Here is a 22,321-nt window from a genome sequence, read left to right as displayed (position 1 = left end):
TCTGGGTCGTATTCTCGCAAGGGGGAGCTGAACCGGTTCCGGAAAAGAATACACAAGAAGAGTTGAAGGCCCTCGCAGCGGAGATTGCAACCCAGATCGACGGTGACGCCTTCGCCGCACTCAAGCCGGGCGACGAGACCACACCGGAGTTCATCGCCATCCGCGACCGGCTCGCCGCCTTCCGGGATGCAAACCCCGGGGTCCTCTACGTCTATACGATGCGCAAGGTCGGGAACGCCACCGAGTACGTTGTGGATGCAGACTACGGCAGAGGCTATGCGCCCGCAGTAGGCGAGGTCTACTATCCCACGGATGATGACACCGCGTTCCTCGCCGGGTTCGAAGAACCCTCGGCTGAGCCCGAGTATTACATCGAAGAGTGGGGCGGTGTCGTTGCCTATATCATCTCCGGGTATGCCCCCATCAAGGACGCGAGCGGCTCCATCGTCGGGCTTGTCGGCGTTGACATCGGCAGCGTGATCACCGAAGATATGTTGAAAGGCCTCGCAACGGAGATTGCGGCCCAGATCGATGGCGACGCCCTCGCCGCACTCAAGCCGGGCGATGAGACCACACCGGAGTTCATCGCCATCCGCGACAGACTCGCCGCCTTCCGGGACGAAAACCCCGGGGTCCTCTACGTCTATACAATGCGCAAAGTCAATGATACCATCGAGTATGTCGTTGATGCCGACTACAAACCCGGCGACACACCCGCGATAGGCAGCATCTACCAGACTACGGGAGATGACTCCAAGCTCCTCGCCGGGTTTGTCGGACCCTCCGCAGAGAGCGAACTCTCTACCGAAGAGTGGGACAACACCACCGCCATCATCATATCCGGGTATGCTCCCATCAAGGACGCGACCGGCGCTGTCGTCGGGATAGTGGGCGTCGATATCGGGAGCACGACTGCCCACTAGTCATCAGCGAGGCAGGCGAACATACTCGCGGCGGGGATCCCCCGATCCCCTCTCACGCGACCTCCACCGCGGCCCGCGGTGCACTCATCCGCTGCAATCCTCAAAGAGGTCTACCAATTCTTGCAAAGATTCTCCAGGGTGATGAAATCCCGCCAGGATTGCAGGCGCAAGCGACCCTATGAATAGATTTTAACGTCATTAGAGAGAGTTCAGTACATGAAGAGCCCTTTCCATGTCATGATCATCCCCACACTCGGCTGCCCCTCAAAATGCCACTACTGCTGGAGTTCTGATGAAGGGTCGCCGAGGATGAGCATCGAGACGGTCCGGGAGATTGCCGAATGGCTCAAAGACTATCAGTCCAACCAGGTCACGATCACCTTTCATGGCGGCGAACCGCTCCTTGCCGGCGCTGAATTCTACCGGCAGGCCCTCCCGATCCTCTCCGAGGGGCTCGCCCATCTTGCACCGACGTTCGCCCTGCAGAGCAACCTCTGGCTGCTCACCCCGGAATTGGCAGAGATCCTCGCAGAATATCAGATTCCCATCGGTTCGAGCATCGACGGCCCCGAGGAGATAACCGATGCGCAGAGAGGAAAGGGCTACTTTGCAAAGACCATGCGGGGCTACGAGATAGCACGGGAAAACGGGCTTGAGGTCCGGTTTATCTGCACGTTCACCAACCGGTCGGTCAAGGAGAAGGAGACGATCTTTGACTTCTTCCTCAAGCAAGGGTTCCCCCTCAAACTCCACCCTGCACTGCCGTCGCTCCGAAGCAAAGATCCTAAGGAGTGGGCGCTCGAGCCGGAGGAGTACGGGGAACTCCTGGTCTACCTCCTCGACAGGTATCTCGATAACCTGGGCCGGATCGAGGTTATGAACATCAACGACCTCTGCAGGGGCATATTCACCCGGCACGGAACCGTCTGCACGTTCGTGGACTGCATGGGAACCACCCTCGCAATCGGCCCTGACGGGAGCATATACCCCTGCTACCGCTTCGTCGGGATGCCGAAGTACGTGATGGGGAACGTCCGCGACCGCCCTACGGCCGAAGACCTCGCCCGGTCGAAGGCCTGGAAGTTGATGCACGCCTTCAAGGACTACGTCGATCAGGAATGCGCCGGGTGTGCTCATATCAAATATTGCCGGGGCGGGCGCCCCTACAACGCGATCGCCCCCACGGACGGTGAGGTCCGGGGCGTCGACCCCCACTGTGTCGCGTATAAGCGGATATTCGACGAGATCACCACCCGATTAAACGAGGAGATCTTCGGGTCCGGGGATATGGAGATGGGCGGGTTCGGCTCGCCGTTCGTGAGAAATACAAAGCCCGGCATCATGGCGATCCTCCGGACGATGGCGACGAAGTAGACACCATGAACTGGATCCCGGCATGCGCGGGAGATATCAAGAAAGAGGCTCTACCTCCTCTGCATGTATAGAACTGATCCCGCAGACGGCTCCCGGACGATAGCAGGGGTACTGCTCTTCCTCCTCCCTGTCCAGTTTATGACCGTTCTCATGGCGGGCGCGGCCATGGCGTCCGGCTACAGTATCTACACGAACGCGATCAGCGACCTCGGTGTGATCGCCGCGACGGCATGGCTCTTCAACGCCTCGCTCTTTGTAGCCGGCCTCTTAAACATCGCCGGCGGCTACTTCCTCTACCGCTCCTACGGGAAAGGCTGGATCCTCCCCGTCTTTGTCATTGCAGGCATCGGGGCGATCGGCGCCGCCGTCTTTACGCTGGATATCCCCGGAATCCATGGTCTCTTCGCGCTCGCGGCCTTCCTCTTCTTCAACCTCGAGGCGATCGCCGGCTCCACTCTCGTCCAGGGACCGCTGAAGGCGATAGCGATCATCGCTGGGACTCTCGGCCTCATCTTCCTCGCGGCCCATGCGGCAAGCGACTTCGGGGTCCTGGATCTCTACGGCCCCATCGGTCACGGCGGTTCGGAGCGGATGATCGTTTACCCTGCGCTCTTCTGGCTTGCAGCGTTCGGGGGCTACCTCATGGCGCCGGCTACATCCTCCCGGTCACCTTGAAGGACGTGTAGCAGAAGCCCCCGGCCAGGAGTCGTCCGCGTAGACCTACCATGGTGAGCATGGACGTCGAGGTAGCCGGTGCAACACCCCGCCTCGAGCATCCGTGAACCTGCCGGGTACCGGGTGTCGCCGTGGAGGAGCCCGATTAGGGTCGCCGCCTCCCGCTCCGTGTAGCCGAGGACATACTTGCCGCTCATTCCTTCTTTCCCGGCAGGAACTGTAACGTGAGCCCGTTATTAAGCGTCTGCGGCAGCCGGACGCGGTCCGGGAAGACCGCACGCACCTGCTCGGACAAGATCCGCAAGGGCATGGCGGGCTTATTTTTTTATAGATCTTAGACCGATAGCGTTAATTGAAAATCAAAGCGTTTTTCCATAGAACAGGTCAATATATACAGGCATTTCTTCGATGATCCCCCATGGTAATCTGGAACAGCACAGGATGACCCGGACAAGGCTCAACGGTGCAAGGGCGTGAGCAGCCGTGCCTGATCTCATCAACGTACTCTCTCCAGTCCTGGCCGGGTTCTGCATCATCTCAGCACTCATCACCTACAGCCTCGGGATGTACGTCTTTGCGCGGAACGCCTCATCGGCCGTTAACCGCCTCTTCCTCGTGCTGACGCTCGCCACAACCTACTGGGCCCTGGACGAATTTCTTCTCTGGCGCTTCGCCAGTGATGAAGGTTGCTTCATGTTCTGGCTGAAGGCCGGCGCCTTCTGGATCTTCGTCATTGCGCTCGCCACCCATTTCACCCTCGTCTTCACCGACCACCCCCTCACACGGGAGAAGAAGCACGGCATTCTCCTCGCTGCCCTGTACCTACCTGCCCTGCTCTTTGCTCTGGTAGGGCTCTTCACCGATCTGCTCGTTACGGTGACCTTCCAGCCCGGAACTGGGTATGTCCACCTCCCGGCATTCACTAGTCCCGTCTACCTGGTGGAGAAGGCCTATATCACCCTGGCAATTGGCTGGGTGATATACACCGGCATATCATCCTGGCTGAAAGCACCTCCTGGGAGAAAACGGCGTCAGAACCTGCTTTTTTGTATCGGCATCATAACCGCCGTCGGGTTAAGCATTCTCTCCGAGTTGGTCCTCACACCCCTCGGGATCTACACCGTCAATGCCACCTTCATCGGGATCGGAATCTTCTCTCTGCTCATCGCCTATGCGATCTTAAGACATAGGCTGTTCACCCTGAGCCCCCAGACTGCGGCCGACGATATCGTCAGGACGATACCCGAAGGCCTGATCCTCGTCGACGCCGAGGGCAGGATCGTCACGGCGAATGCGTCGGCTGCCGAAATCTTCGGCGTGGCTGAATCAGGCCTCGTGGGGCAGCCAATTACCCGGTTCATCCCCGATACGGTGTGTACCGCGATCCGGACTGCTGTCGCAAAAGAGGGGCGGGTCTCGGATATCGAGGTGACACACAACGGCAGGGGCAGCACCATCTGTATCGCCGGGGCGCTCGTCAGAAACCCGGCAGGGGAGCCTGCCGGCATCGTCCTGATCGCGAGAGACATCACCGACCAGAAGGCGGCGGAGACTGCCCTTCGAACGGCAAACCAGAAGTTATCCCTCCTATCGCAGGTAACCTGCCATGACATCGGCAACGAGATCACCGGGCTTGCCTGGCACCTGACACTCCTTTCGGAGGACCGAATGCACCCCGACGCCGAGACGCATCTCTCCCGCTCGATCGAGATCGTGGAGGATATCAAGAAACACCTCCAGTTCTCACGCGAGTACCAGACGCTCGGCACCTACCAGCCGATCTGGCAGCCGCTCGAACCGATGATCACCAGGGCTATCGGCAGCATGCACCTTGCAAAGGTCGATATATCGACCCGGGTCGCCCCGGTGGAGATCTACGCCGACCCTCTCGCACAGAAAGTCGCGTACAACCTGATTGAGAATGCAATCCAGCACGGGAGCAGCGTCACCCGGATCTGCATCTCGACCGATGAACTGGCTGACGGGACGCTCACGGTGGTCTTCGAGGACGACGGCGCGGGAGTCCCGGACGACGAGAAGGAGCGGATCTTTAGGTACGGCCACGGCAAGAACACCGGGTTCGGGCTCGCCTTTGCCCGGGATATCCTCTCCGTGACCGATATCAGGATCCATGAAACGGGGACGGCAGGCCGGGGGGCCCGGTTTGAGATCCTGGTTCCTCCCGGGGCGTGGAGGCCGCTTCAGGGAGATTGATCCCGATCCTGCTGCGCATCCGGCAGGAAACCGACCCCTACGGTCGGATAACGTACTCCTCGATGAGCCACCAGGACCCCGTCATGATCTCGTTTTGCCATGCACTTGCATCCGGATTGGTTGCATCCCAGACGAACCTCAAGGGGACTGCCGGGTCCATGGAATCCATGATGAACCGGTCGCCTTCCAGGCCCCGGTACTCCCCTGCACGTGCATCTCACCCTGCAACCAGGAATCGCGACCACAAAGGACTTGTCGCATCGCAGGCCACCCCTGTACGGTCACTATGAGCCAACCCACGCCCCGATGCGGAGAATCGTATCCCTATACGCTGAAAGACCTCGGCTGGACGGAAGAGCACGAACGAACCTTCGCGAAGTACACCGGGCCGTACCTCCCCGGTCGCGTGGCCTGCCGGCAGAAGACGGTGTGGGACGTGCTCATCGACGGTGGATCGGTCACGGTCGGGATCTCCGGGGCACTCCGGAGACTCGGCCGCTTCCCGGCAGTGGGGGACTTTGTCGTCCTGCTCCATCAGCCAAAGGCCGGTACATCGACGATCGTCGATATCCTCCCACGAAAGACCCTCTTTGAGCGGGGGAGCACGGGGCGTGACGGCGCCGACCAGGTCATCGCGGCGAACATCGATACGGTCTTCATCGTGACCGCCGCCGGCCGCGACCTCAACGCTCGCAGGATCGAGCGCTACCTCGCGATCGCCCGCGCATCCGGCGCCCGGCCGGTCATCGTCATCAACAAGTCCGACCTCGCAGACGACCCCGCAGCGCTCGCTGGCGACCTCGCCGCGGTCGCGACCGGCATACCGGTCATCCCCATCAGCGCCGTGAGCGGGGAGGGCGTCGACCGGCTCGGTCCCTATCTTTCGCCGCGAACGACGATCGCCCTCATCGGCTCGTCGGGCGTCGGCAAGTCCACCCTGATCAACCGGCTCATGGATAGGCCGGTCCAGGAGACCTCAGACGTCCGGGAGTACGACGAGAGAGGGCGGCACACCACGACCGTCCGCCAGCTTTTCGTCCTTCCCGGCGGGGCGCTCATGATCGACAACCCCGGACTGCGGGAGGTCGGGATCGGGACGACATCCGCCGGTATCGCCGGGACGTTCCCCGAGATCCTCGAGCTCGCGGAAGGCTGCAGGTTCTCGAACTGCCGACACGAGGGGGAGCCGGGCTGTGCGGTGCAGGCGGCCGTCGCGGACGGGACTCTTCCCGCGGCACGGCTGGAGAGTTACCGGAGGCTCATGCGAGAACTCGCCTTTGAAGAGGAGAAAGCGGAGATCGGGCTGGTCCGGCTCGAAAAGAAGCGCTGGAAAGGGATTGGAAAACTCGCACGGGATATCAGGAAGACAAAGGGGAGGTGATGGCCGGCCGGCTCACTCCTCCTTCCGGAGGATGAAGAACTCGTAGCCGTACTCGTTCCCGTGCTCCCGGTAGACGGCGATCTCCCGCTCGGCGAACTCAATCTGCGCCTTCGCCTCTGGATTTCCGGTGACTTTCGGCCGCAGGTCATCTATCCGCTTGAGGACCGGTACATAGTAATTCTCCCACCATGCAGATGCAGGGAGCGGGAAGGTCGCGACGACCTTGTAACCGGCGTCCTCGGCGATCGCACGGTTTGCCGCGACCGTCGTTATCGCCGGGTAGCAGTCGTTCCAGAACGCCGCCGCCTCCGGTGAGGGATCTTCAGTAAACCAGACCGATTCAGTGAGGCAGAGGTAGCCGCCGGGACGGAGGAGCCGCCGCCACGAGAGAAGTCCCTCCTTAAACCCTACAATGAAGATCGAGCCTTCCGCCCAGAGGACGTTGAACGACGCATCAGAGAACGGCAGATCGTCCATCGAGGCGCGGACGGTGGTGATACGGTCCCCCAACCCCGCCGATGCCGCCCGCCGGACGAGGTCAGCAAGGAACGGCTGGTGGATATCAGTGGCGGTGATACGACAACTGGGGCAGGTCCGGGCAAGTTCGATGGTTTGCATCCCCGATCCGCACCCGATATCCAGGATCTCCGGCCGGGCGGGAAGATTGGTAAGCATCGAGAAGGCCTTTCTTGTGCACGCATTGCTCCCCGGTCCCTGACGGGGCAGGCCCTCGTGCATGGTGAAGACAAAAGGTATCTCCATAGCCATACTACGCCGTGTGGCATTATAAACCCCTGCAGAGCGGGCCTCCGCGAGAGCTAAATACCATCGCAGTCCACCTATGCGTATGGAGTGTAAGACCCCCGCCTCAGAACTCCGCAACCGCATGGAGCGCTTTCGGGACCGCATGGATGCCGAGAACCCGTTATGGGAGTTTGCCGCGATCTTTGGGAGGGTGAACCAGTTCTACTTCACCGGGACGATGCAGGACGCCGTCCTCCTCATCCCGCGCGGCGATGAGGCCGTCCTCTGGGTGCGCCGGAGTTACGAGCGGGCGCTCGACGAGTCGCTCTTTTCCGAGATTCGGCCGATGAGAAGTTTCCGCGACGCGGCGGCCGGGATGGGGGCATGCCCGGCGACGGTCCACGTCGAGACGGAGGTCGTCCCTCTTGCGCTGCTTGAGCGGTTCCGAAAGCACTTCCCCTTCCATGAGGTAAAACCGCTCGATGCACAGGCAGCAGCGGTCCGGGCGAGGAAGAGCGCCTATGAACTTGCGATCATGGAGCAAGCGGGGAAGATCCACCGGCGCGTCCTCGAGGACTGCGTTCCCGCGATGCTTGCGGAAGGATTGAGCGAGGCCGAACTCGGCGGGGAGGTCTACTCGCTCCTGGTCCGGGAGGGGCATCACGGGATTGCGCGGTTTGGTATGTTCGGGACGGAGATGGTCCTTGGGCAGCTCGGCTTTGGGGAGAACTCCATCTATCCGACCAGTTTCGATGGGCCGGGGGGTTCCCGCGGGATGGCCCCCGGCGCCCCGGTCCTCGGCAGCCGGGAGCGAAAACTCAAGCCCGGAGATCTGGTCTTCCTCGACTGCGCGTGCGGGGTGCAGGGCTACCACACCGACAAGACTATGACGTACGTCTTTCGCGGATCGCTGCCTCGCGAGGCAATCGAGGCGCATCACCGATGCGTGGAGATCCAGAACGAGGCGGCCGCGATGCTTCGGCCCGGGATTACCCCGGAAGAGATCTACGATACGATCATCGGCAGCCTCGAACCCGCGTTCCTCGAGAACTTCATGGGCTATGGGGAGCGGCGGGTGCAGTTCCTGGGCCACGGCATCGGTCTCGTCGTGGACGAGATGCCGGTCATCGCCCGCGGCTTTCATGAGCCGCTCGAAGAGGGGATGGTCATCGCCCTCGAACCCAAGAAAGGAATTAGGGGTGTCGGGATGGTCGGGGTAGAGAACACCTTCGTCGTCACCCGTGGGGGCGGGCGGTGCATCACCGGGACGAACCCCGGCCTGATCCCGGTCGAGTGAGGGGCTCCCGCCCCTTCAGGAGAGCCCGGTAACCGGCTGCAACGGCTCGACCCGCTGCTCGAGGAAGTCCAGCAGCTCGCGGTTGACCACCTCGGGGTGTGTCCAGGTGATCCCGTGCGGCCCGCCCTCGATCACCACAAGACGGCTCTCTTTGACGAGCCCCGGGATCCGCTTGCCCGAGGCGAGGAAGGGGACGATCCGGTCGGCGTCGCCGTGGATCACGAGGGCCGGGACGTCGATACTCTCAAGATCGCTACGGAAGTCGGTCAGCCACCCAGAGACGCAGTCGAGCGTGCCCACAGGGGAAGCGGTGGCCGCGATGTTCCAGCTGAGGCGGACGACCTCGTCGCTCACGCGGTCGCCCATAAAGACGTCGACGTTGTAAAAGTCCGAAAAGAACCTGGAGAGGAAGGCCGGACGGTCGGCGGCGATGCTCTCCATGAGCCCGTCAAAGACGCTGCCCTCGATGCCCTCGGGGTTATCGGCCGTCTTCAAGAGGAACGGCGGGATCGCGGATATGAAGACGGCTTTCTCCACGCGGTCGCTCCCGTATGTCCCTAGGTAACGGGCGACCTCGCCGCCGCCCATCGAGAATCCGACGAGCGTTGCGTCATCAAGATCGAGTTCCGTCATGAGTCTGTGCAGGTCTTCGGCCAGGGTGTCGTAGTCATAGCCGAAGGTCGGTTTGGCGGAGTTGCCGAACCCCCTGCGGTCGTAGGCGATGACGCGGTAGCCCGCATCAACCAGCACCGGCACCTGCTTTTCCCAGGACTTGCTCGAGAGCGGCCAGCCGTGGATCAGGACGACAGGTTTGCCCGAACCATGGTCCTCGTAGTAGAGGTCGATAGGGCCTGAGTTTTCTTTACCGACGGTGATGTACGGCATAGGATAACCTCCTCTACGGGGTCACGACACCGGTCATGCCATATATAATGTGGGGTGGCAGCATCGTCCTCCGGGTGAGGTAGGGCCGGGAGAGAATCGAAGGACATAACACCGGCAACGCCCCGACACCCGGATAGGCGATGGCGAGTCTATCAAAGACGCCAAAAGGCGGTATTTGTCGTGGGAGTTATCCTCGCTGCACTCCTGTTCGGGTTCATAGTGCAGATCATGGGGTCCCTGAACCGGTCCGCGGCAGAGAGTTTCCAGTCATCGTACAACTACGAACAGAAGGTCTCGACGACCGGACCCCTCACGGATGTGGTCCTCCTCATCCCCATCCCGTCTCGCTACGACCCAAAGACCGGGAGAAACGTCACTCCCATCGACCTCTCCCTCGCAAGTTTCAGCAACTTCGACAGGAGCAACGTATCGGTACGGATCGGGGGCGTCGGCGGGGTCCCCATGCTCACCCGTTCGCCGGGGCAGAGCGAGCCGGAACTCCCGGAGCCTCCGGGAATATCATCGAGGTGCCGTTCATCCTGTCGTTTAATGCGGCCGAAGAGAATCTCCTCACCATCTTCTCATTGGAGTTTCACGGGAGGAACGACTGGTGGGTCATGGGGTGGCGAACACATACTTTGAGCGGGGGAGCCACGAGTTCAGGGGCCCGTTTAACGGCACCTATCCTGTGAGGGGGATCCTCATAACAGGCGAGGGCGTATACCGATGATCCTCTCCAGCGGAGAGACCGCGGTGATACCTCGGTAGCGATCGGGGCGCTGTGGTAGTGAAAACATTAAATACTCATATAAACTCTGGAACGAGGCAAACGGTGTGGTCATGCAGAATTTAGCCCGTCAACGCGATGCCTGGGACGAGGAAATTACACGGCATCATCGTCACCCGCTTAGAGCTGTGATTGATGACGAAGACCTGAATAATGTCTACATCGATAGCAGCCAGAAACGTCTCATTTCAAAAGCAGTCCAGATAGAGCCACACTTTACGGTACTCGATTATGGGTGCGGAGTTGGCCGGTGGACGCTCTGGTTCGCCCAGCAGGTCCACCATGTTGTCGGTGTGGACATCTCACCGAAGATGGTGGAAGTGGCACGGCAGGCAGCGGACGAAGCAGGCATCCGCAACGTCGAACACCACGTCATCGATGACCTTCCGCTTCCCTTCAGGGACGGTATGTTCGACCTGGTTAATGTCGTCTGGGTCTTGCGGTATATCACCGACGGCGATGAACTGACACGCACTGTTCAAGAGATCTGCCGCGTGATCCGGCCGGGCGGCTATGTCACGCTCATTGAGTTAACCACAAGGGGAGAACCGGTATTCAAGACACACGATGATGAGTCCAGCGCACCGAGGGTATACCGGAGATGGGAGCAGTATCAATCGCTCTTCGAGGAGTGTGGTATGACAATGAAGGAGAACGCGATCTCAAGCGCATCGCCCCTCTACTGGTTTTATTTCGCCGCCCGCAACGCCGCACGACGCCGAGACCTGCCGGACCTCCTGTCGCCCATGGCACCGCTCTTCGTCTCCGTGAGCCTTGCGACCGAGGGGCTGACAACAGGGCTGATGCAGATCCTGCCCGAGCGGGATTTCTTCTGGTGCCGACACCGCTTCCTCTGCTTTGAAAAGCCGGCTATCCAGACGTAGGGCCTCAAAAAGAGAGTGCCCCGGGCCTCTATTCCTCCACGATGACGACCGGCTTGATCAGGTCTCTCGGCTTCTCCTTCATCAGGAGAAGGGCATCTTTTAGTCTGTCGAAACCCTTGAAGACGTGCGTCGCCATGAGCGAGGGGTCCATCCGCCCGCACATCACGACGTCGGCCAGCCGCTCCATCCTCACCCGTCCACCGGGGCAGAGCCCTGTTACGATGTTCTTGTCGGCCATGCCGTACCCCCAGCCGACCCGCGGGAGGGGTATGATGTCCTGGTCGCCGATGCCCGAACCGAAGTAGTTGATGTTCGAGATGACCGAACCGGGTTTTGCCACGTTGATTGCGTCCATCATGACCTCCGGCCCGCCGCCGGCGACGATCACGGCGTCGACGCCCGCACCGCCGGTCTTATCGAGGATCTGGTCGACGGTGCTTCCCTCCCTGTAACTGATGATATCCGTCGCGCCGTACTCCTTCGCCACCTTAACAGCGGCGGGCCTCGTGCCGACGGCAAAGATCCTCCCCGCTCCCCGAAGCCTCGCTCCGGCGACGGCGGAGAGGCCGACTGGCCCGATGCCGAGGACGGCCACCGTGGAGCCGAACCCGATCCTGGCATTCTCCGCGCCCATGAACCCGGTGCTAAGCATGTCCGGGAGCATGACCCCGGCCTCAAGGGACATCCCCTCCGGGAGGTGCGCGAGGTTGTAGTCAGCCAGGTTCACGTGGAAGTACTCGGCGAATACACCGTCCTTGGTATTCGAGAACTTCCAGCCTCCAAGCGGGCCGCCGGTCTGCGACGGGAATCCGCGCTGTGCTGCTTCCGTCTCCCAGTCGGGGGTGATCGCCGGGACGATGACCCGGTCGCCGGGTTTGAAGTCTTTGACCTCATCCCCCACTTCGTCGACGATCCCGAGCGCTTCGTGCCCCAGGATGAGGTTGCGCCGCTCGCCGATCGCCCCCTCCCAGACGGTGTGGACGTCGGACGTGCAGGGCGCGAGCGCCAGCGGTCTGACGATAGCGTCCCGCGGACCGCAGGCGGGCCGCTCTTTCTCGATCCATCCGATCTCCCCGATCTTCAGCATAGCCAGGCCTTTCATTCTTCCTGCCTCCCTTCAGCCAGGCAGTGATGGCAGTATAGTATATTAATTGAGGTCGTCGTGCATCCGTCGGTTAGACTCAGGGGTCCCGGCAGCCCTTTCGGGCAACGATGATGGAGAACTCAGCCCTTGGACTCGATCGTTGCGACGCGAAACCCGATACATCCAGGGAACCGGACCATCGCGCTCGATGAACCCGATAACGAGGAGCACCTGAGGGGCGCAGAGCCTCCACCTGCACGACCGATCTCTGGCGGGATCCGGGTAAGAACAACCGCACAGCACGCCAGCCTCCGGCACGCAGTTACTTTTATGACGGCTGGCCGGGATGTGGGGGCACGCCCCCGGGAGGAGCAGCGGAGCACGACCGGCCTGGGCGCGAGAGTTGCAGGTGAGGGAGTATGGATCAGAGGAGAAAAGTGGATGAGAAGAGCAAGCAGGAGCAACTCGACGAATTCCGTCACGACCCGGAACGCGAGTACCTGACAACGAACCAGGGTGTCCGGGTGAGCCACACCGATGATGCGTTAAAGGCGGGGGAGCGGGGGCCGACGCTCCTCGAAGACTTTCACTTCCGCGAGAAGTTGACGCATTTTGATCACGAGCGGATCCCCGAGCGGGTCGTCCACGCCCGGGGTTCGGGCGCCCACGGCTACTTCCAGGTCTACGAGCCGATGACCGAGTATACGAAGGCAGCGTTTCTCCAGGATCCGGAGAAGAAGACGCCGGTCTTCGTGCGATTCTCGACCGTCGTCGGGTTCCGGGGGTCGGCAGACACGGTCCGGGACGTCCGGGGGTTTGCGACGAAGTTCTACACCGAGGAAGGGAACTACGACCTCGTCGGCAACAACATGCCGATCTTCTTCATCGTTGACGCCATCAAGTTCCCCGACCTCGTCCACGCCATCAAGCCGGAGCAGCACCACCAGATGCCGCAGGCCTCCGCCGCCCACGACACGTTCTGGGACTTCGTCGGGAATCTCCCCGAGATCACGCACATGATCATGTGGGTCCTCTCGGACCGTGCGCTCCCGCGGAGTTACCGGATGATGCAGGGCTTCGGGGTCAATACCTTCCGGTTCATCAACGCCAAAGGAAAGGCGCGGTTCGTCAAGTTCCACTGGCGGCCGCTCCTCGGCATCCACTCGCTCGTCTGGGACGAGGCGCAGAAACTGGCCGGAATGGACCCGGACTTCAACCGCCGCGACCTCTGGGAGGCGATCGAGATGGGGGACTACCCGGAGTACGAGTTAGGGGTCCAGATGATCGAGGAGGAAGACGAGCACAACTTCGACTTCGATATCCTTGACGCGACGAAGATCTGGCCCGAGGAGGAGGTGCCGATCCGGTGGATCGGGAAGATGGTCTTAAACAGAAATCCGGACAACTTCTTCGCCGAGACCGAGCAGGTCGCCTTCTGCCCGGCGAACGTCGTGCCGGGGATCGACTTCTCAAACGACCCGCTCCTCCAGGGCCGGCTCTTCTCGTACCTGGACACCCAGCTGATACGCCTCGGCGGCCCGAACTTCCACGAGATCCCGATCAACCGGCCGCTCGCACCGGTCGCGAACAACCAGCGGGAGGGCTACCACCGGATGACGATCGATAAGGGCGCTGCGAGTTACTTCCCAAACTCGCTCGGCGATAACAAGCCCCGGCCGGCCCGGGTTGAGGAGGGCGGCTACGCCCACCACCAGGAGAAGATCGACGCGAAGAAGATCCGTGCACGGAGCGAGAAGTTCAACGACCACTTCAGCCAGGCGAAGCTCTTCTGGAACAGCATGTCGGATGCAGAGAAGGAGCATATCATCAAGGCCTTCCACTTCGAACTCGGGAAGGTCTCGGACTTCGGGGTCAGGAAGAGGGTGGTCGACCTCATAAACAACGTCGACGGCGATCTTGCGATACGGATCGCCGAAGGGATCGGGGTGCCGCCCCCGGCGGAGAAGGGCGCGTCCTCCGGCACAAAGAAGTCCCCGAACCTCAGCCAGGAGAGGACCGTCATGGACACCATCAAGAGCCGCAAGATTGCGATCCTCGCGATGGAGGGCTACAACCACGACGAGGTGATGCAGGTCAAGAAGGCGTTGAAAGATGCGGGGGCTCACCCGCAGATCGTCTCGCAGTTCCTCGGCACGGTCAGGTCCGCCGACGGCAAGGAGATGGAGGTGGACAAGAGCTACGTCACCACCGCATCGGTCGTGTACGACGCCGTGTACGTCCCGGGCGGGAGGCACGCGGAGACCCTGAAGAACCAGGGCTACGCGATCCACTTCGTCAACGAGGCCTTCAAGCACTGCAAGCCGATCGGGGCGATAGGAGAGGGGATCGAACTCCTGAAGGCCTCCGGTATCAAGGGGGTGGCCTTCGTCGATGCCAGTGCCGGAGGAGAAGCCGTCTCCGAGATGGGGGTCGTGACCTGCGGGAGCCAGGGGAATGTGAGCTCGTTTGTCGAGCAGTTCAAGACGGCCATCGCCCGGCACCGCCACTGGGACCGGGAGAAGATGGAGCAGGTGCCCGCCTGATGCGGGATGGTGGAAGAAGAACCGGGGGAAAACCTCCCCGGGGTTCATTTTTAATTCTGATGGAGCGCTTTAACTGCGCAGCATCGGCGAGGTGAACCAGAGCCCCTGGAGCTGGTGCGACGGATCATCCTTCTTGAAGACAAACCTGAGCGCCACACCGTCCTCCTGCTCGAACTTCGCCCGGTAAGTCACGGCGACGAACTCGCCGGTCTCCGTGACAACGGGATCGCTCCGGGACTCATAGAGCCCAATCCGGGACGTTACGAACTCGCGGTTCTCTTCAAACGCGGCTTCATTGAGAGCCTGCCGCATCTCCGGGCCGAAGTCACGGGAGTACTTCGTGTAGTTATGCTCATTGAAGCCCTGCATGAGGTTGTCGGCGACCGGGTCGGCATAGGCGAGCACCGCTGCCGCCTCCTCCCCAGAGACCACGGTCTCCTGGCCCATGCAGCCGCACGCCAGGACCAGAGCGAAGACCACGAGGACGACGATGAGTGGGATCTGAGAACGATTCATGCTAAAATGTCGAACCGGCAGGAGATGAATGTAGGGATCGGGTTGTCGAGGGGAGGATGTAACGGTTAGCGAAACGGTACAAAGATAAGGCCGTCGCCGTCCACTCATGCAGTCTGGTGAACGCCGCGCGCCGCCGGGATACCACAGGAGATATCTGGTCAGGGGAGGTACGCGAGGGTTTCACCCCAGGATCTTGTATGCCCCGCGGGGCACGAGCATCTCAAACCGTGCTCCTTTCCCGGGCTCACCCGTCTCAGCGATGTTGATCCCGGTGATCGCGAGGATTTCCCGGATCAGGAAGAGGCCAAGACCCGTGTTCTTCCCGACGCCCCGCTGGAAGATCCGCTCCTTCTCCTCGACAGGAATACCTACGCCGTCGTCCTCCCAGATGAGGGTGAGGTCCCCGTTCTCCTCCAGGCGATACCGGACGCGGACCCCGGTCGCCGACTCACCGTGCCGGAGCGTGTTGTCCATCAGGTTGGCAAAGACCGTCTCAAGCATCGGATCCGCGTAGATGACCAGGTCACGAGTTTCATCGTCAACCGGCAAATCCTGGTGCACTGCCGACCGGATCAGATCCGAAACACGCTGCCACTCCGGCGACCGGACGCCGAGATCCGTGTAGTCCCTGGTGAACTCGATCTGGCGGTGTATCCGGCCGGCGGCGCCCTTCACCCGGGCAAGATACTCCGAGATGTTCTGTCCTGCCCCGGTCTCCTCCGCAATCCAGAGATTGCCGAGAAGGATCGTCAGCTGGTTCAGGATATCGTGCCGGGTGATGCTGCTCATCAGATTGAGTTTCCTATTCGCGATGGCGAGGCTGTTCGTCTGCCGGGCAAGTTCCCTGGCATGATATTCGATCTCCCTCTCCATCGCTTTACGTTCCGTGATATCCTGGACGGTGAACGTCACGCCCCAGGAGAAGTGCATCGGGTCGAGAGGTGTTATGGAGAGGAGCACATCGATGATCGCGCCGTCTTTGCGCCGGAACCGGGTCTCAAGCGTACACTTCCCAGTCACCTCAACCCGGGCATGCATCTGCTGCAAAGCAGACTCATACACTGTGTCGTCCGGGCAAAGCAACTGTACGTGCTGGCCGATGAGTTCATCGCGGGTGTAACCTAAGATCTCGCAGAGTCGGCCGTTAACCTCCGTCATGACTCCGTCCACAGCCATACCTATGCCAGTGGGAGCGGCACGGAAGATGCTCTCCATCTTCTCCGCGGTCTTCCGCAACCTCTCCTCGGCCTCCTTTTGGTCCGTGATATCCTGCCACCCGCCGTATAACCGTATCTCGCCGTCCGCGGTATCGGTGCAGTTGGCCGAGACACGGAGCCACCGGACCCGACTATCCCGGCGGACAATTCGGATCTCAAAGAGCGACGACGTTCCCGGGGGGAGCCGGAGAGTCTCGCGCTCAAAGATGGGCATATCATCCGGGTGGATGATCTTCCTCCAGCACCGCATCGCGAGGATCTCGTCCTCGGTATACCCGGTGATCTCGTGCACCGCTCCGGCAACCCAGTCGAACCTGTAATTGCCCGAATGCTTGAGGACACAGGAATATACGACGTCAGAGATGCTCTCGGAGATCCGCCGGTAGCGTTCTTCGCTTGCCTGGAGCTGGCGCTGACTCTCGGCGAGGTCGTCGAAGCTTGACCGGAGTTCCTTCTCGACGACGGCGAGCTGCTCGTATGCCACCTGGAGTTTCTCGTGCTGGGACCGCAGCTCGAGTTCGGCGAGTTTGAGTTCCGTGATGTCGTGCACCATCCCAACGGAGCGACGAACCCGGCCGGATTCGTCCCGCTGGTGTTCGCACCGTTCAACGAGATACCGGACCTCCCCGGTGTCCTTGCGGATGATCCGATGCTTGACCTCGTAGCCGGCCTTCGCCTCCGCGACCGAGGTGGAATAAACAGCATCGACCGCAGCCCGGTCGTCCGGGTGGACCATTGCGAGGAACTCCTCATAGGTCGGCGGTTTTCCGGGATCGAGACCAAAGATGCGGTAGACCTCGTCCGACCAGATCAGACGTCGGGACTCGTGGTCGAACTCCCAGCTGCCGAGATGGGCAAGTTTCTGCGCCTTATGCAGCATCTCTTCGCCCTTGCGGACTGCGGCCTCCGCCCTTTGCCTTCCAGCCAGCTGCCGAACAGCGTTTGCGAGTTCCGCGAACTGCGCCCCCGGATTACCGCCCTTCCGGATATAGAAGTCAGCGCCGCTGTTCAGCGCCTCGATCACCACCTCCTCGCGCCCCTTCCCGGTGAAGATGATGAAGGGCACCCGGGACCCCGCCTCCCGGACCCGCTTTAAGAGTTCGATGCCGTTCATCTCCGGCATCTGGTAATCCGAGACGACCGCGTCGTAGCGACCGGAGAGGATCATGTGGAGTGCCTCGTGCGGGCTTGCGGTGACATCGACGGTGATGCCGCCTGCCTGTTCAAGGTAGAAACGGCCGATATCGAGAAGTCCCTCCTCGTCGTCGACGTAGAGGATGCGATAGGGATTGGTGACGGTCTGCACAGTTGCCTTATTAAAAGAGATGTATAGTATAAAAAATATTTCGTATGTGAAGCGCCCAATTAGTTTGGATTATTGATTTACAACCAGTTAAAAAAGGTGATTTTATTCAAAAACGGATTATGCTCCGGCAACGATATCGGGCAGTCATTACCCATGAAAACACGGCCATGACCTTGGGGATCGGCATTCCCGGGTTGGGAGTGCCAGGGTTGGCATAATCGAGGCCGGTTATCGCACCCTCGCGATCATCTCAATCTCGACCCTAGCACCTCGTGGGAGAGCGGAGATCTCTACCGTCGACCGAACGGGGAAGGGTTCCTCGAAGTACGCGGCGTAGACGGCGTTGACCGTCTCAAAGTTCGCGAGGTCCGGTAAGTAGATCCTGGTCTGCACGGCGTCCGAGAAGTCGAGGCCTGCTTCGAGGAGCACGGCCCAGGGGTTCTCCATGGCCTGCCTCGCTTCACCTTCGACGGTATCTAGGAGGGTGCCGGTTGCCGGGTCGAGCCCGATCTGGCCTGACATGAAGAGATAGCCCCCGCACGGCACGGCCTGACTGTACTGCCCGAACCGAGAGGGGCAATGCGGAAAACAATGAGGATTGTACAGGTCTTTGGCGATACGAGAGGGAGAAAAGGATTAATTGCGCCAAACAGAATGTAGTACTCATGAAGGTCATTGGCATTGCATCCAGTCCTCGAAAAGGGGGGAACAGCCAGACGCTGGTCGAGCACATTCTTTCCGGCGCACGGGAAGCCGGAGCGACGACTGAGCTGGTACGGCTTTGCGACCTTGATATCCAGCCCTGCAAGGGATGTAACACCTGTAAAACCGGGCAACCCTGCGTCATACAGGATGATATGGGGGAGCTCTACGAGAAGCTGGCCGACGCCGATGCTGTCGTCTTCGGCTCCCCAGTCTACTGGTTCCGGCTGAACGCACAGGCTTACCCGTTCATTGACCGGTTTTACGCATACTTAAAACCGGATTTCACCACCGACTTCCCGAAGGGCAAGAAGTTCGTGACTGCGTTTACCTGTGGGGGCGTCGGTCCCGAGGTCTTAAACCCGCTCAACGATTACCTGAAGAATGTCTTCTCATTCCTGGGATTTGTCGATGCAGGGTTCATCTGGCAGGGCCAGTGCTACCAGCTCGACGACCTCGCGAAATATCCCGAGAAGATTGAAGAGGCAAAGGCGCTGGGGCGGTCGCTGGTTCAATAATTCTTTTTTTTGGTTTTGAGGTCAGCCCGGGAATGACCGAGCGGCATGCTTTTTAGATGGATGGTGACCGCAACGGCAGGATAGTGACCCACGAGTGGGCTGGAACTCAGTACTTTTCAAATAAAGGCTGCTGTTGGTTTGATCATTAACACAAGGAGCAACGGTTTTGTAGGTCTTTCTCTTCAGATGTGGTCGATCCCCGACAAGAGGGTTCCAGCAGAGTCGAAAAAACAAGTAATCACCGGATATCTTGACCCACGATATCGGGAACACCGAGAACGTCTCGAACCTCTATACAGAGATGAACATCGATCGTGCAATTCGGGGAGAGTCGATCACTTCCGCGAAGAAGAACTGAAGCCCCGTCCAACAGGATGAGTAGGTAGCGAGCTCGACCCTCTGTGTCTTGGGACGGCCATAGATAGGTGCTTGCGGAGTCCTGTGGCAGGGGGTCCACGATAACCCAGCTGTGTAACTCGTTTAACGACGCTAATCAAGAATGTCGCTGGAGGTCGAAGAGAGACGAGATATCTAAGAGACAACTTTCACCCCAGCCGCTTGTTTACATTCCCCGGTTACTCCATACGGCACACTGGGTGTTTCGGATTGTCTCTCTAAACGGGTACGGATTAACAAAAGTTGCTCGTATTGGAGTCATTGTTGCAGTTCAAGTAATCCTACTATCAGTTATGTTTGACCTAAAGAGCATTTCAACTTGGAGAGCATCTGCTCCGCCCTAACCGTATAACGACCAGTGAAATCAAGGGCTTTCACGTAGTCACAACACTCACTCGCCAGAAGGAACTGCTCTTTCCGAAGTTGAGGATTATGCAACCGCATTCCCCGTTCATAATAGGCACGGGCCATATACCAATAACTTTGCGCCATGGATTTCCATATATGAGCCTGTTGAAACGCCTCGATAGCTTCGGAATACTCTCCCCCTTTCAGCAGCAACCAACCTTTTGCACACAGGTATTCCGATCGTACCTCGTGCGATGCTGTTGGGTTTGAGATCTTTTGTATTAACGGTTCAGCGGCGTCGAGGTGCCTTTGTGCAGCCCCTATGCCATCTGATTTGCACAATTCAGTCATGATCGCACATCGAATATGACAAAGAGCCCTAAGAGCGCAGGTGCATATGCCATCCTCCAGGAAATCCTCAACTTCCGGCAGGAGGGAATTTCCGTAGAGGGAGTCATCAAGACAGAGGAATTTCTCCAAACTGTGATGTACGCGCTTAAAATGGAACGAACTGCTCGCAAACATTCCCATACCAAGATGCGCTTCACCGAGGTGAAATGTGGTTTTAATTGAAGCAATATCGGCTGGATCTACGGTTTTGAAGACCGCTTCTGCTGTTTCGAAGAATGTTCGCGCTTCGTTGTAAGAGCCCATGATCAAGGAAGACTTTCCAAGCCAGTAGTGCATTTTTGCATAATCTCTATCGCCGCTCTCATGGAAATCCAGAGCCATTTTGAAGTACTTAAATGCCTCCGATAGAAGTTCCCGCTTTTCGTTAGGGTCGTGAGAACGCTGTGCACGCAGCAGGTTTACCTGGCCTATGCGAAAATAAACTTCAGGTTGTTCCGGATCGCACTGAAGTGCAAAGTAGTACTCTTCAACACACCGGTCGAGATCGTTGATACCGTAAAACCCCTGTCCTCTGCGCAGATGAGCATAGAAGCACCTCGGATCGAGCGATAAACCATTATCTGCGGCAGTAATCGCTTTAAGATAGTCCTTCTGCCGGATCTGGGCATGAGACAGAGACGCATGGATGGAATTCTTTCGAACTCTCTCAGGATACGTCGACTTCAACATGTCAAGAGACTTTTGAAACATCTGTTCGGCAAGAACCGGCTTACCGCACTTTAGTAAGAAAACCCCGTGTATACGATACCACTCTCCCATCAGCCAATTTTCAAAGATTGATTTGAGGTTTGAATCCACATTTGGCTCCTCACCTGACTCATCTCGCATAAAATCGAGTGAAGGGAGAACGAATTCGTTAGATGCATCAAGTGCTCTGGCATATTCCAGAAACTTAAGTGCTTTATCAACTAACCAGATAACCTCCCAGCATCTCTGGCTTTCTGGACGTTCTTTACAGTCCTTATGATCCTCAATGATTCGATACAGATGAAATGGTTTTTCGACCTCAATATAATTCAAGATCTGCTTGAGCGCGTAATTACGTTTGTCAAGGAAATCCTGTTTCTGCTCATTCCGTTTACTCTGAGAGATATTCTCTCTATCAGATGTACAACCGTTCAAACCGGAGCATTTCACACGACCTTCCGAGCCGCTCTTTTGGGCGTTATCGATATCATCGAGCAACTTGCTATACGCCAGAGCAAGATATACCCAGGCAGACGTAAGAGTGCAATCAATCGATACTGCATTCCTAAAATACCTGGCTGCGATATCTGGACGATCCGCGGTGAGATATACAACCCCTATACCAAGATGAGGATTTGCTTTTGAAGGTTTCAGATCCAAGGCCTGCCGATACAGCCTTATCAGAATATGGGATAGCAACCAGAAAGATAGATGATCTATCCAAGTCAGGTCATTTACCCTTCCAAGATTTCCTAATTGTGAATGGGTCTTTATCTCGATACATTTCTGTTGAAGCGTATACGCAAAGTTATTCAGACATTTGTACGTCAGATCTTTAGTCACCTCGAACTCCCTGGCAGACCTATCCTGACTGGGCAGCAGAGAGGCTTTTATGAAACGCTTGCGTAAACACCCCCAGGACTGTTGCACCGCAGTACGGCGATATCGTATCGCATTCTCCAGATCGTCGACACCACACCTCTCGGTCAGAACTGTATCCAAGGAACAGCCTCGATCTAAGTCCAAGCACTTATCGGTGATACAACATCTAAGACGATATGCGAACCCTTTCAACTCATAGGCTTCCGGGTTAGGCCACTGGAGCGACAAACAGACATCGCAGAGTTCGATTACGCGGCATAAATCACAATAGACGCTTCGAAGTTGTTCCTTACCAAGGCCATTTTCTTTGTTGATCTCTCCCTTCGAGAGAACCTCATATGCCTCCTGAAAGTAGTTCAGTGCCAAGGCATAATATGAGTTCTCATCATTCGGATTTGCTTGGAGGCTTGAGATAAAAGCCCTCTCAGCCGCCTGCCATTTCTTCTGCTCGTAGTAGATAACCCCAAGATTATAATACGCCTTATGGTACCTTTTATCCTCGGAAAGAGCCTCAATAAACTTTTTTTCGGCTCGCCTTAACCCAACA

At 58.7% G+C, this 22,321-nt stretch carries 18 protein-coding genes and 1 pseudogene; 10 read left to right on the top strand and 9 right to left on the bottom strand.

The window, feature by feature from the left end; translation table 11 throughout:
* The 3 genes and pseudogenes from ACI94_RS07610 to ACI94_RS07600 all read left to right on the top strand — a co-directional run.
* A pseudogene (locus ACI94_RS07610) lies at positions 1–923 on the top strand (hypothetical protein); the annotation flags it as partial.
* 216 nt (positions 924–1,139) lie between these two features.
* Positions 1,140–2,297, top strand: coding sequence for a TIGR04083 family peptide-modifying radical SAM enzyme (locus ACI94_RS07605; RefSeq protein WP_273258966.1), 1,158 nt, complete (start codon positions 1,140–1,142; stop codon positions 2,295–2,297).
* 63 nt (positions 2,298–2,360) lie between these two features.
* The gene (locus ACI94_RS07600; RefSeq protein WP_066955181.1) at positions 2,361–2,972 is read left to right on the top strand and encodes a DUF998 domain-containing protein; all 612 of its coding nucleotides are present in this window, start codon (positions 2,361–2,363) and stop codon (positions 2,970–2,972) included.
* Here the strand turns inward: ACI94_RS07600 and ACI94_RS07595 are convergent.
* Positions 2,933–3,169 (bottom strand): hypothetical protein, encoded by a 237-nt coding sequence (locus ACI94_RS07595; RefSeq protein WP_083524732.1) that lies wholly within the window; start codon positions 3,167–3,169, stop codon positions 2,933–2,935. The two genes, ACI94_RS07600 and ACI94_RS07595, sit on opposite strands and share 40 nt — an antisense overlap.
* 286 nt (positions 3,170–3,455) lie before the next feature.
* Between ACI94_RS07595 and ACI94_RS07590 the strand changes: the two genes are divergently transcribed.
* Complete coding sequence (locus tag ACI94_RS07590) at positions 3,456–5,186, top strand: histidine kinase N-terminal 7TM domain-containing protein (protein WP_066955178.1); 1,731 nt, start codon at positions 3,456–3,458, stop codon at positions 5,184–5,186.
* A 37-nt stretch (positions 5,187–5,223) separates the two neighbouring features.
* On the opposite strand, the gene ACI94_RS07585 is transcribed toward ACI94_RS07590, so the two are convergent.
* Positions 5,224–5,355, bottom strand: coding sequence for a hypothetical protein (locus ACI94_RS07585; protein WP_263478103.1), 132 nt, complete (start codon positions 5,353–5,355; stop codon positions 5,224–5,226).
* 117 nt (positions 5,356–5,472) lie between these two features.
* Between ACI94_RS07585 and rsgA the strand changes: the two genes are divergently transcribed.
* Positions 5,473–6,567, top strand: a complete 1,095-nt coding sequence (rsgA, locus tag ACI94_RS07580) for a ribosome small subunit-dependent GTPase A (RefSeq protein ID WP_066955175.1) — start codon at positions 5,473–5,475, stop codon at positions 6,565–6,567.
* A gap of 12 nt (positions 6,568–6,579) precedes the next feature.
* Here the strand turns inward: rsgA and ACI94_RS07575 are convergent, their stop codons facing one another.
* A complete protein-coding gene (locus ACI94_RS07575; RefSeq protein WP_066955172.1) occupies positions 6,580–7,329 on the bottom strand; it encodes a class I SAM-dependent methyltransferase in 750 nt (249 codons plus the stop codon).
* A gap of 85 nt (positions 7,330–7,414) precedes the next feature.
* On the opposite strand from ACI94_RS07575, the gene ACI94_RS07570 reads away from it, so the two are divergent.
* A complete protein-coding gene (locus ACI94_RS07570) occupies positions 7,415–8,608 on the top strand; it encodes a Xaa-Pro peptidase family protein (protein ID WP_066955169.1) in 1,194 nt (397 codons plus the stop codon).
* Between the two features lie 15 nt (positions 8,609–8,623).
* Here ACI94_RS07570 and ACI94_RS07565 read toward each other — a convergent pair whose 3' ends face one another.
* Positions 8,624–9,493 carry an alpha/beta fold hydrolase gene (locus ACI94_RS07565; protein WP_066955167.1) on the bottom strand — a complete coding sequence of 290 codons (870 nt, stop codon included), beginning with the start codon at positions 9,491–9,493 and terminating at the stop codon, positions 8,624–8,626.
* 180 nt (positions 9,494–9,673) lie between these two features.
* Between ACI94_RS07565 and ACI94_RS07560 the strand changes: the two genes are divergently transcribed.
* Together ACI94_RS07560 and ACI94_RS07555 are read left to right on the top strand one after the other, a co-directional pair.
* On the top strand, positions 9,674–10,135 hold the full coding sequence (locus ACI94_RS07560; RefSeq protein WP_066955164.1) for a hypothetical protein: 462 nt from the start codon (positions 9,674–9,676) through the stop codon (positions 10,133–10,135).
* Positions 10,136–10,333: 198 nt separating this feature from the next.
* Positions 10,334–11,164 carry a class I SAM-dependent methyltransferase gene (locus ACI94_RS07555; protein WP_083524731.1) on the top strand — a complete coding sequence of 277 codons (831 nt, stop codon included), beginning with the start codon at positions 10,334–10,336 and terminating at the stop codon, positions 11,162–11,164.
* A gap of 28 nt (positions 11,165–11,192) precedes the next feature.
* Here ACI94_RS07555 and ACI94_RS07550 read toward each other — a convergent pair whose 3' ends face one another.
* Positions 11,193–12,266 carry an NAD(P)-dependent alcohol dehydrogenase gene (locus ACI94_RS07550; RefSeq protein ID WP_066955158.1) on the bottom strand — a complete coding sequence of 358 codons (1,074 nt, stop codon included), beginning with the start codon at positions 12,264–12,266 and terminating at the stop codon, positions 11,193–11,195.
* 401 nt (positions 12,267–12,667) lie between these two features.
* Here ACI94_RS07550 and ACI94_RS07545 point away from each other — a divergent pair, with 401 nt between their 5' ends.
* The gene (locus ACI94_RS07545; RefSeq protein ID WP_066955155.1) at positions 12,668–14,791 is read left to right on the top strand and encodes a catalase; all 2,124 of its coding nucleotides are present in this window, start codon (positions 12,668–12,670) and stop codon (positions 14,789–14,791) included.
* Positions 14,792–14,860: 69 nt separating this feature from the next.
* On the opposite strand, the gene ACI94_RS07540 is transcribed toward ACI94_RS07545, so the two are convergent.
* The 3 genes from ACI94_RS07540 to ACI94_RS07530 form a co-directional block, all read right to left on the bottom strand.
* Positions 14,861–15,307 (bottom strand): DUF3887 domain-containing protein, encoded by a 447-nt coding sequence (locus ACI94_RS07540; protein ID WP_169795891.1) that lies wholly within the window; start codon positions 15,305–15,307, stop codon positions 14,861–14,863.
* Between the two features lie 180 nt (positions 15,308–15,487).
* Positions 15,488–17,830, bottom strand: coding sequence for a PAS domain S-box protein (locus tag ACI94_RS07535; RefSeq protein ID WP_286681278.1), 2,343 nt, complete (start codon positions 17,828–17,830; stop codon positions 15,488–15,490).
* 228 nt (positions 17,831–18,058) lie between these two features.
* The gene (locus ACI94_RS07530) at positions 18,059–18,436 is read right to left on the bottom strand and encodes a Rid family detoxifying hydrolase (protein ID WP_066955150.1); all 378 of its coding nucleotides are present in this window, start codon (positions 18,434–18,436) and stop codon (positions 18,059–18,061) included.
* Between the two features lie 59 nt (positions 18,437–18,495).
* On the opposite strand from ACI94_RS07530, the gene ACI94_RS07525 reads away from it, so the two are divergent.
* On the top strand, positions 18,496–19,050 hold the full coding sequence (locus tag ACI94_RS07525; RefSeq protein WP_273259130.1) for a flavodoxin family protein: 555 nt from the start codon (positions 18,496–18,498) through the stop codon (positions 19,048–19,050).
* Between the two features lie 687 nt (positions 19,051–19,737).
* Here the strand turns inward: ACI94_RS07525 and ACI94_RS07520 are convergent.
* Positions 19,738–22,321 (bottom strand): tetratricopeptide repeat protein (locus tag ACI94_RS07520; protein ID WP_286681277.1); only part of this gene is annotated, 2,584 nt, incomplete at its 5' end.

Source organism: Methanoculleus sp. DTU007 (assembly GCF_001512385.1).
Lineage (GTDB): Archaea > Halobacteriota > Methanomicrobia > Methanomicrobiales > Methanoculleaceae > Methanoculleus > Methanoculleus thermophilus.
Note: the sequence above shows the minus strand (reverse complement) of the source record. Positions and strands in the feature narration are given on the sequence as shown.

Bases quoted from the DNA above. Each gene is read 5' to 3' on its own strand.
- ACI94_RS07585 (WP_263478103.1), bottom strand. From the start codon at position 5,355: ATGGATTCCATGGACCCGGCAGTCCCCTTGAGGTTCGTCTGGGATGCA.
- ACI94_RS07550 (WP_066955158.1), bottom strand. From the start codon at position 12,266: ATGAAAGGCCTGGCTATGCTGAAGATCGGGGAGATCGGATGGATCGAG.
- ACI94_RS07525 (WP_273259130.1), top strand. From the start codon at position 18,496: ATGAAGGTCATTGGCATTGCATCCAGTCCTCGAAAAGGGGGGAACAGC.
- ACI94_RS07605 (WP_273258966.1), top strand. From the start codon at position 1,140: ATGAAGAGCCCTTTCCATGTCATGATCATCCCCACACTCGGCTGCCCC.
- ACI94_RS07540 (WP_169795891.1), bottom strand. From the start codon at position 15,307: ATGAATCGTTCTCAGATCCCACTCATCGTCGTCCTCGTGGTCTTCGCT.
- ACI94_RS07570 (WP_066955169.1), top strand. From the start codon at position 7,415: ATGGAGTGTAAGACCCCCGCCTCAGAACTCCGCAACCGCATGGAGCGC.
- ACI94_RS07600 (WP_066955181.1), top strand. From the start codon at position 2,361: ATGTATAGAACTGATCCCGCAGACGGCTCCCGGACGATAGCAGGGGTA.
- ACI94_RS07575 (WP_066955172.1), bottom strand. From the start codon at position 7,329: ATGGAGATACCTTTTGTCTTCACCATGCACGAGGGCCTGCCCCGTCAG.
- ACI94_RS07545 (WP_066955155.1), top strand. From the start codon at position 12,668: ATGGATCAGAGGAGAAAAGTGGATGAGAAGAGCAAGCAGGAGCAACTC.
- ACI94_RS07555 (WP_083524731.1), top strand. From the start codon at position 10,334: ATGCAGAATTTAGCCCGTCAACGCGATGCCTGGGACGAGGAAATTACA.
- ACI94_RS07595 (WP_083524732.1), bottom strand. From the start codon at position 3,169: ATGAGCGGCAAGTATGTCCTCGGCTACACGGAGCGGGAGGCGGCGACC.
- rsgA (WP_066955175.1), top strand. From the start codon at position 5,473: ATGAGCCAACCCACGCCCCGATGCGGAGAATCGTATCCCTATACGCTG.
- ACI94_RS07565 (WP_066955167.1), bottom strand. From the start codon at position 9,493: ATGCCGTACATCACCGTCGGTAAAGAAAACTCAGGCCCTATCGACCTC.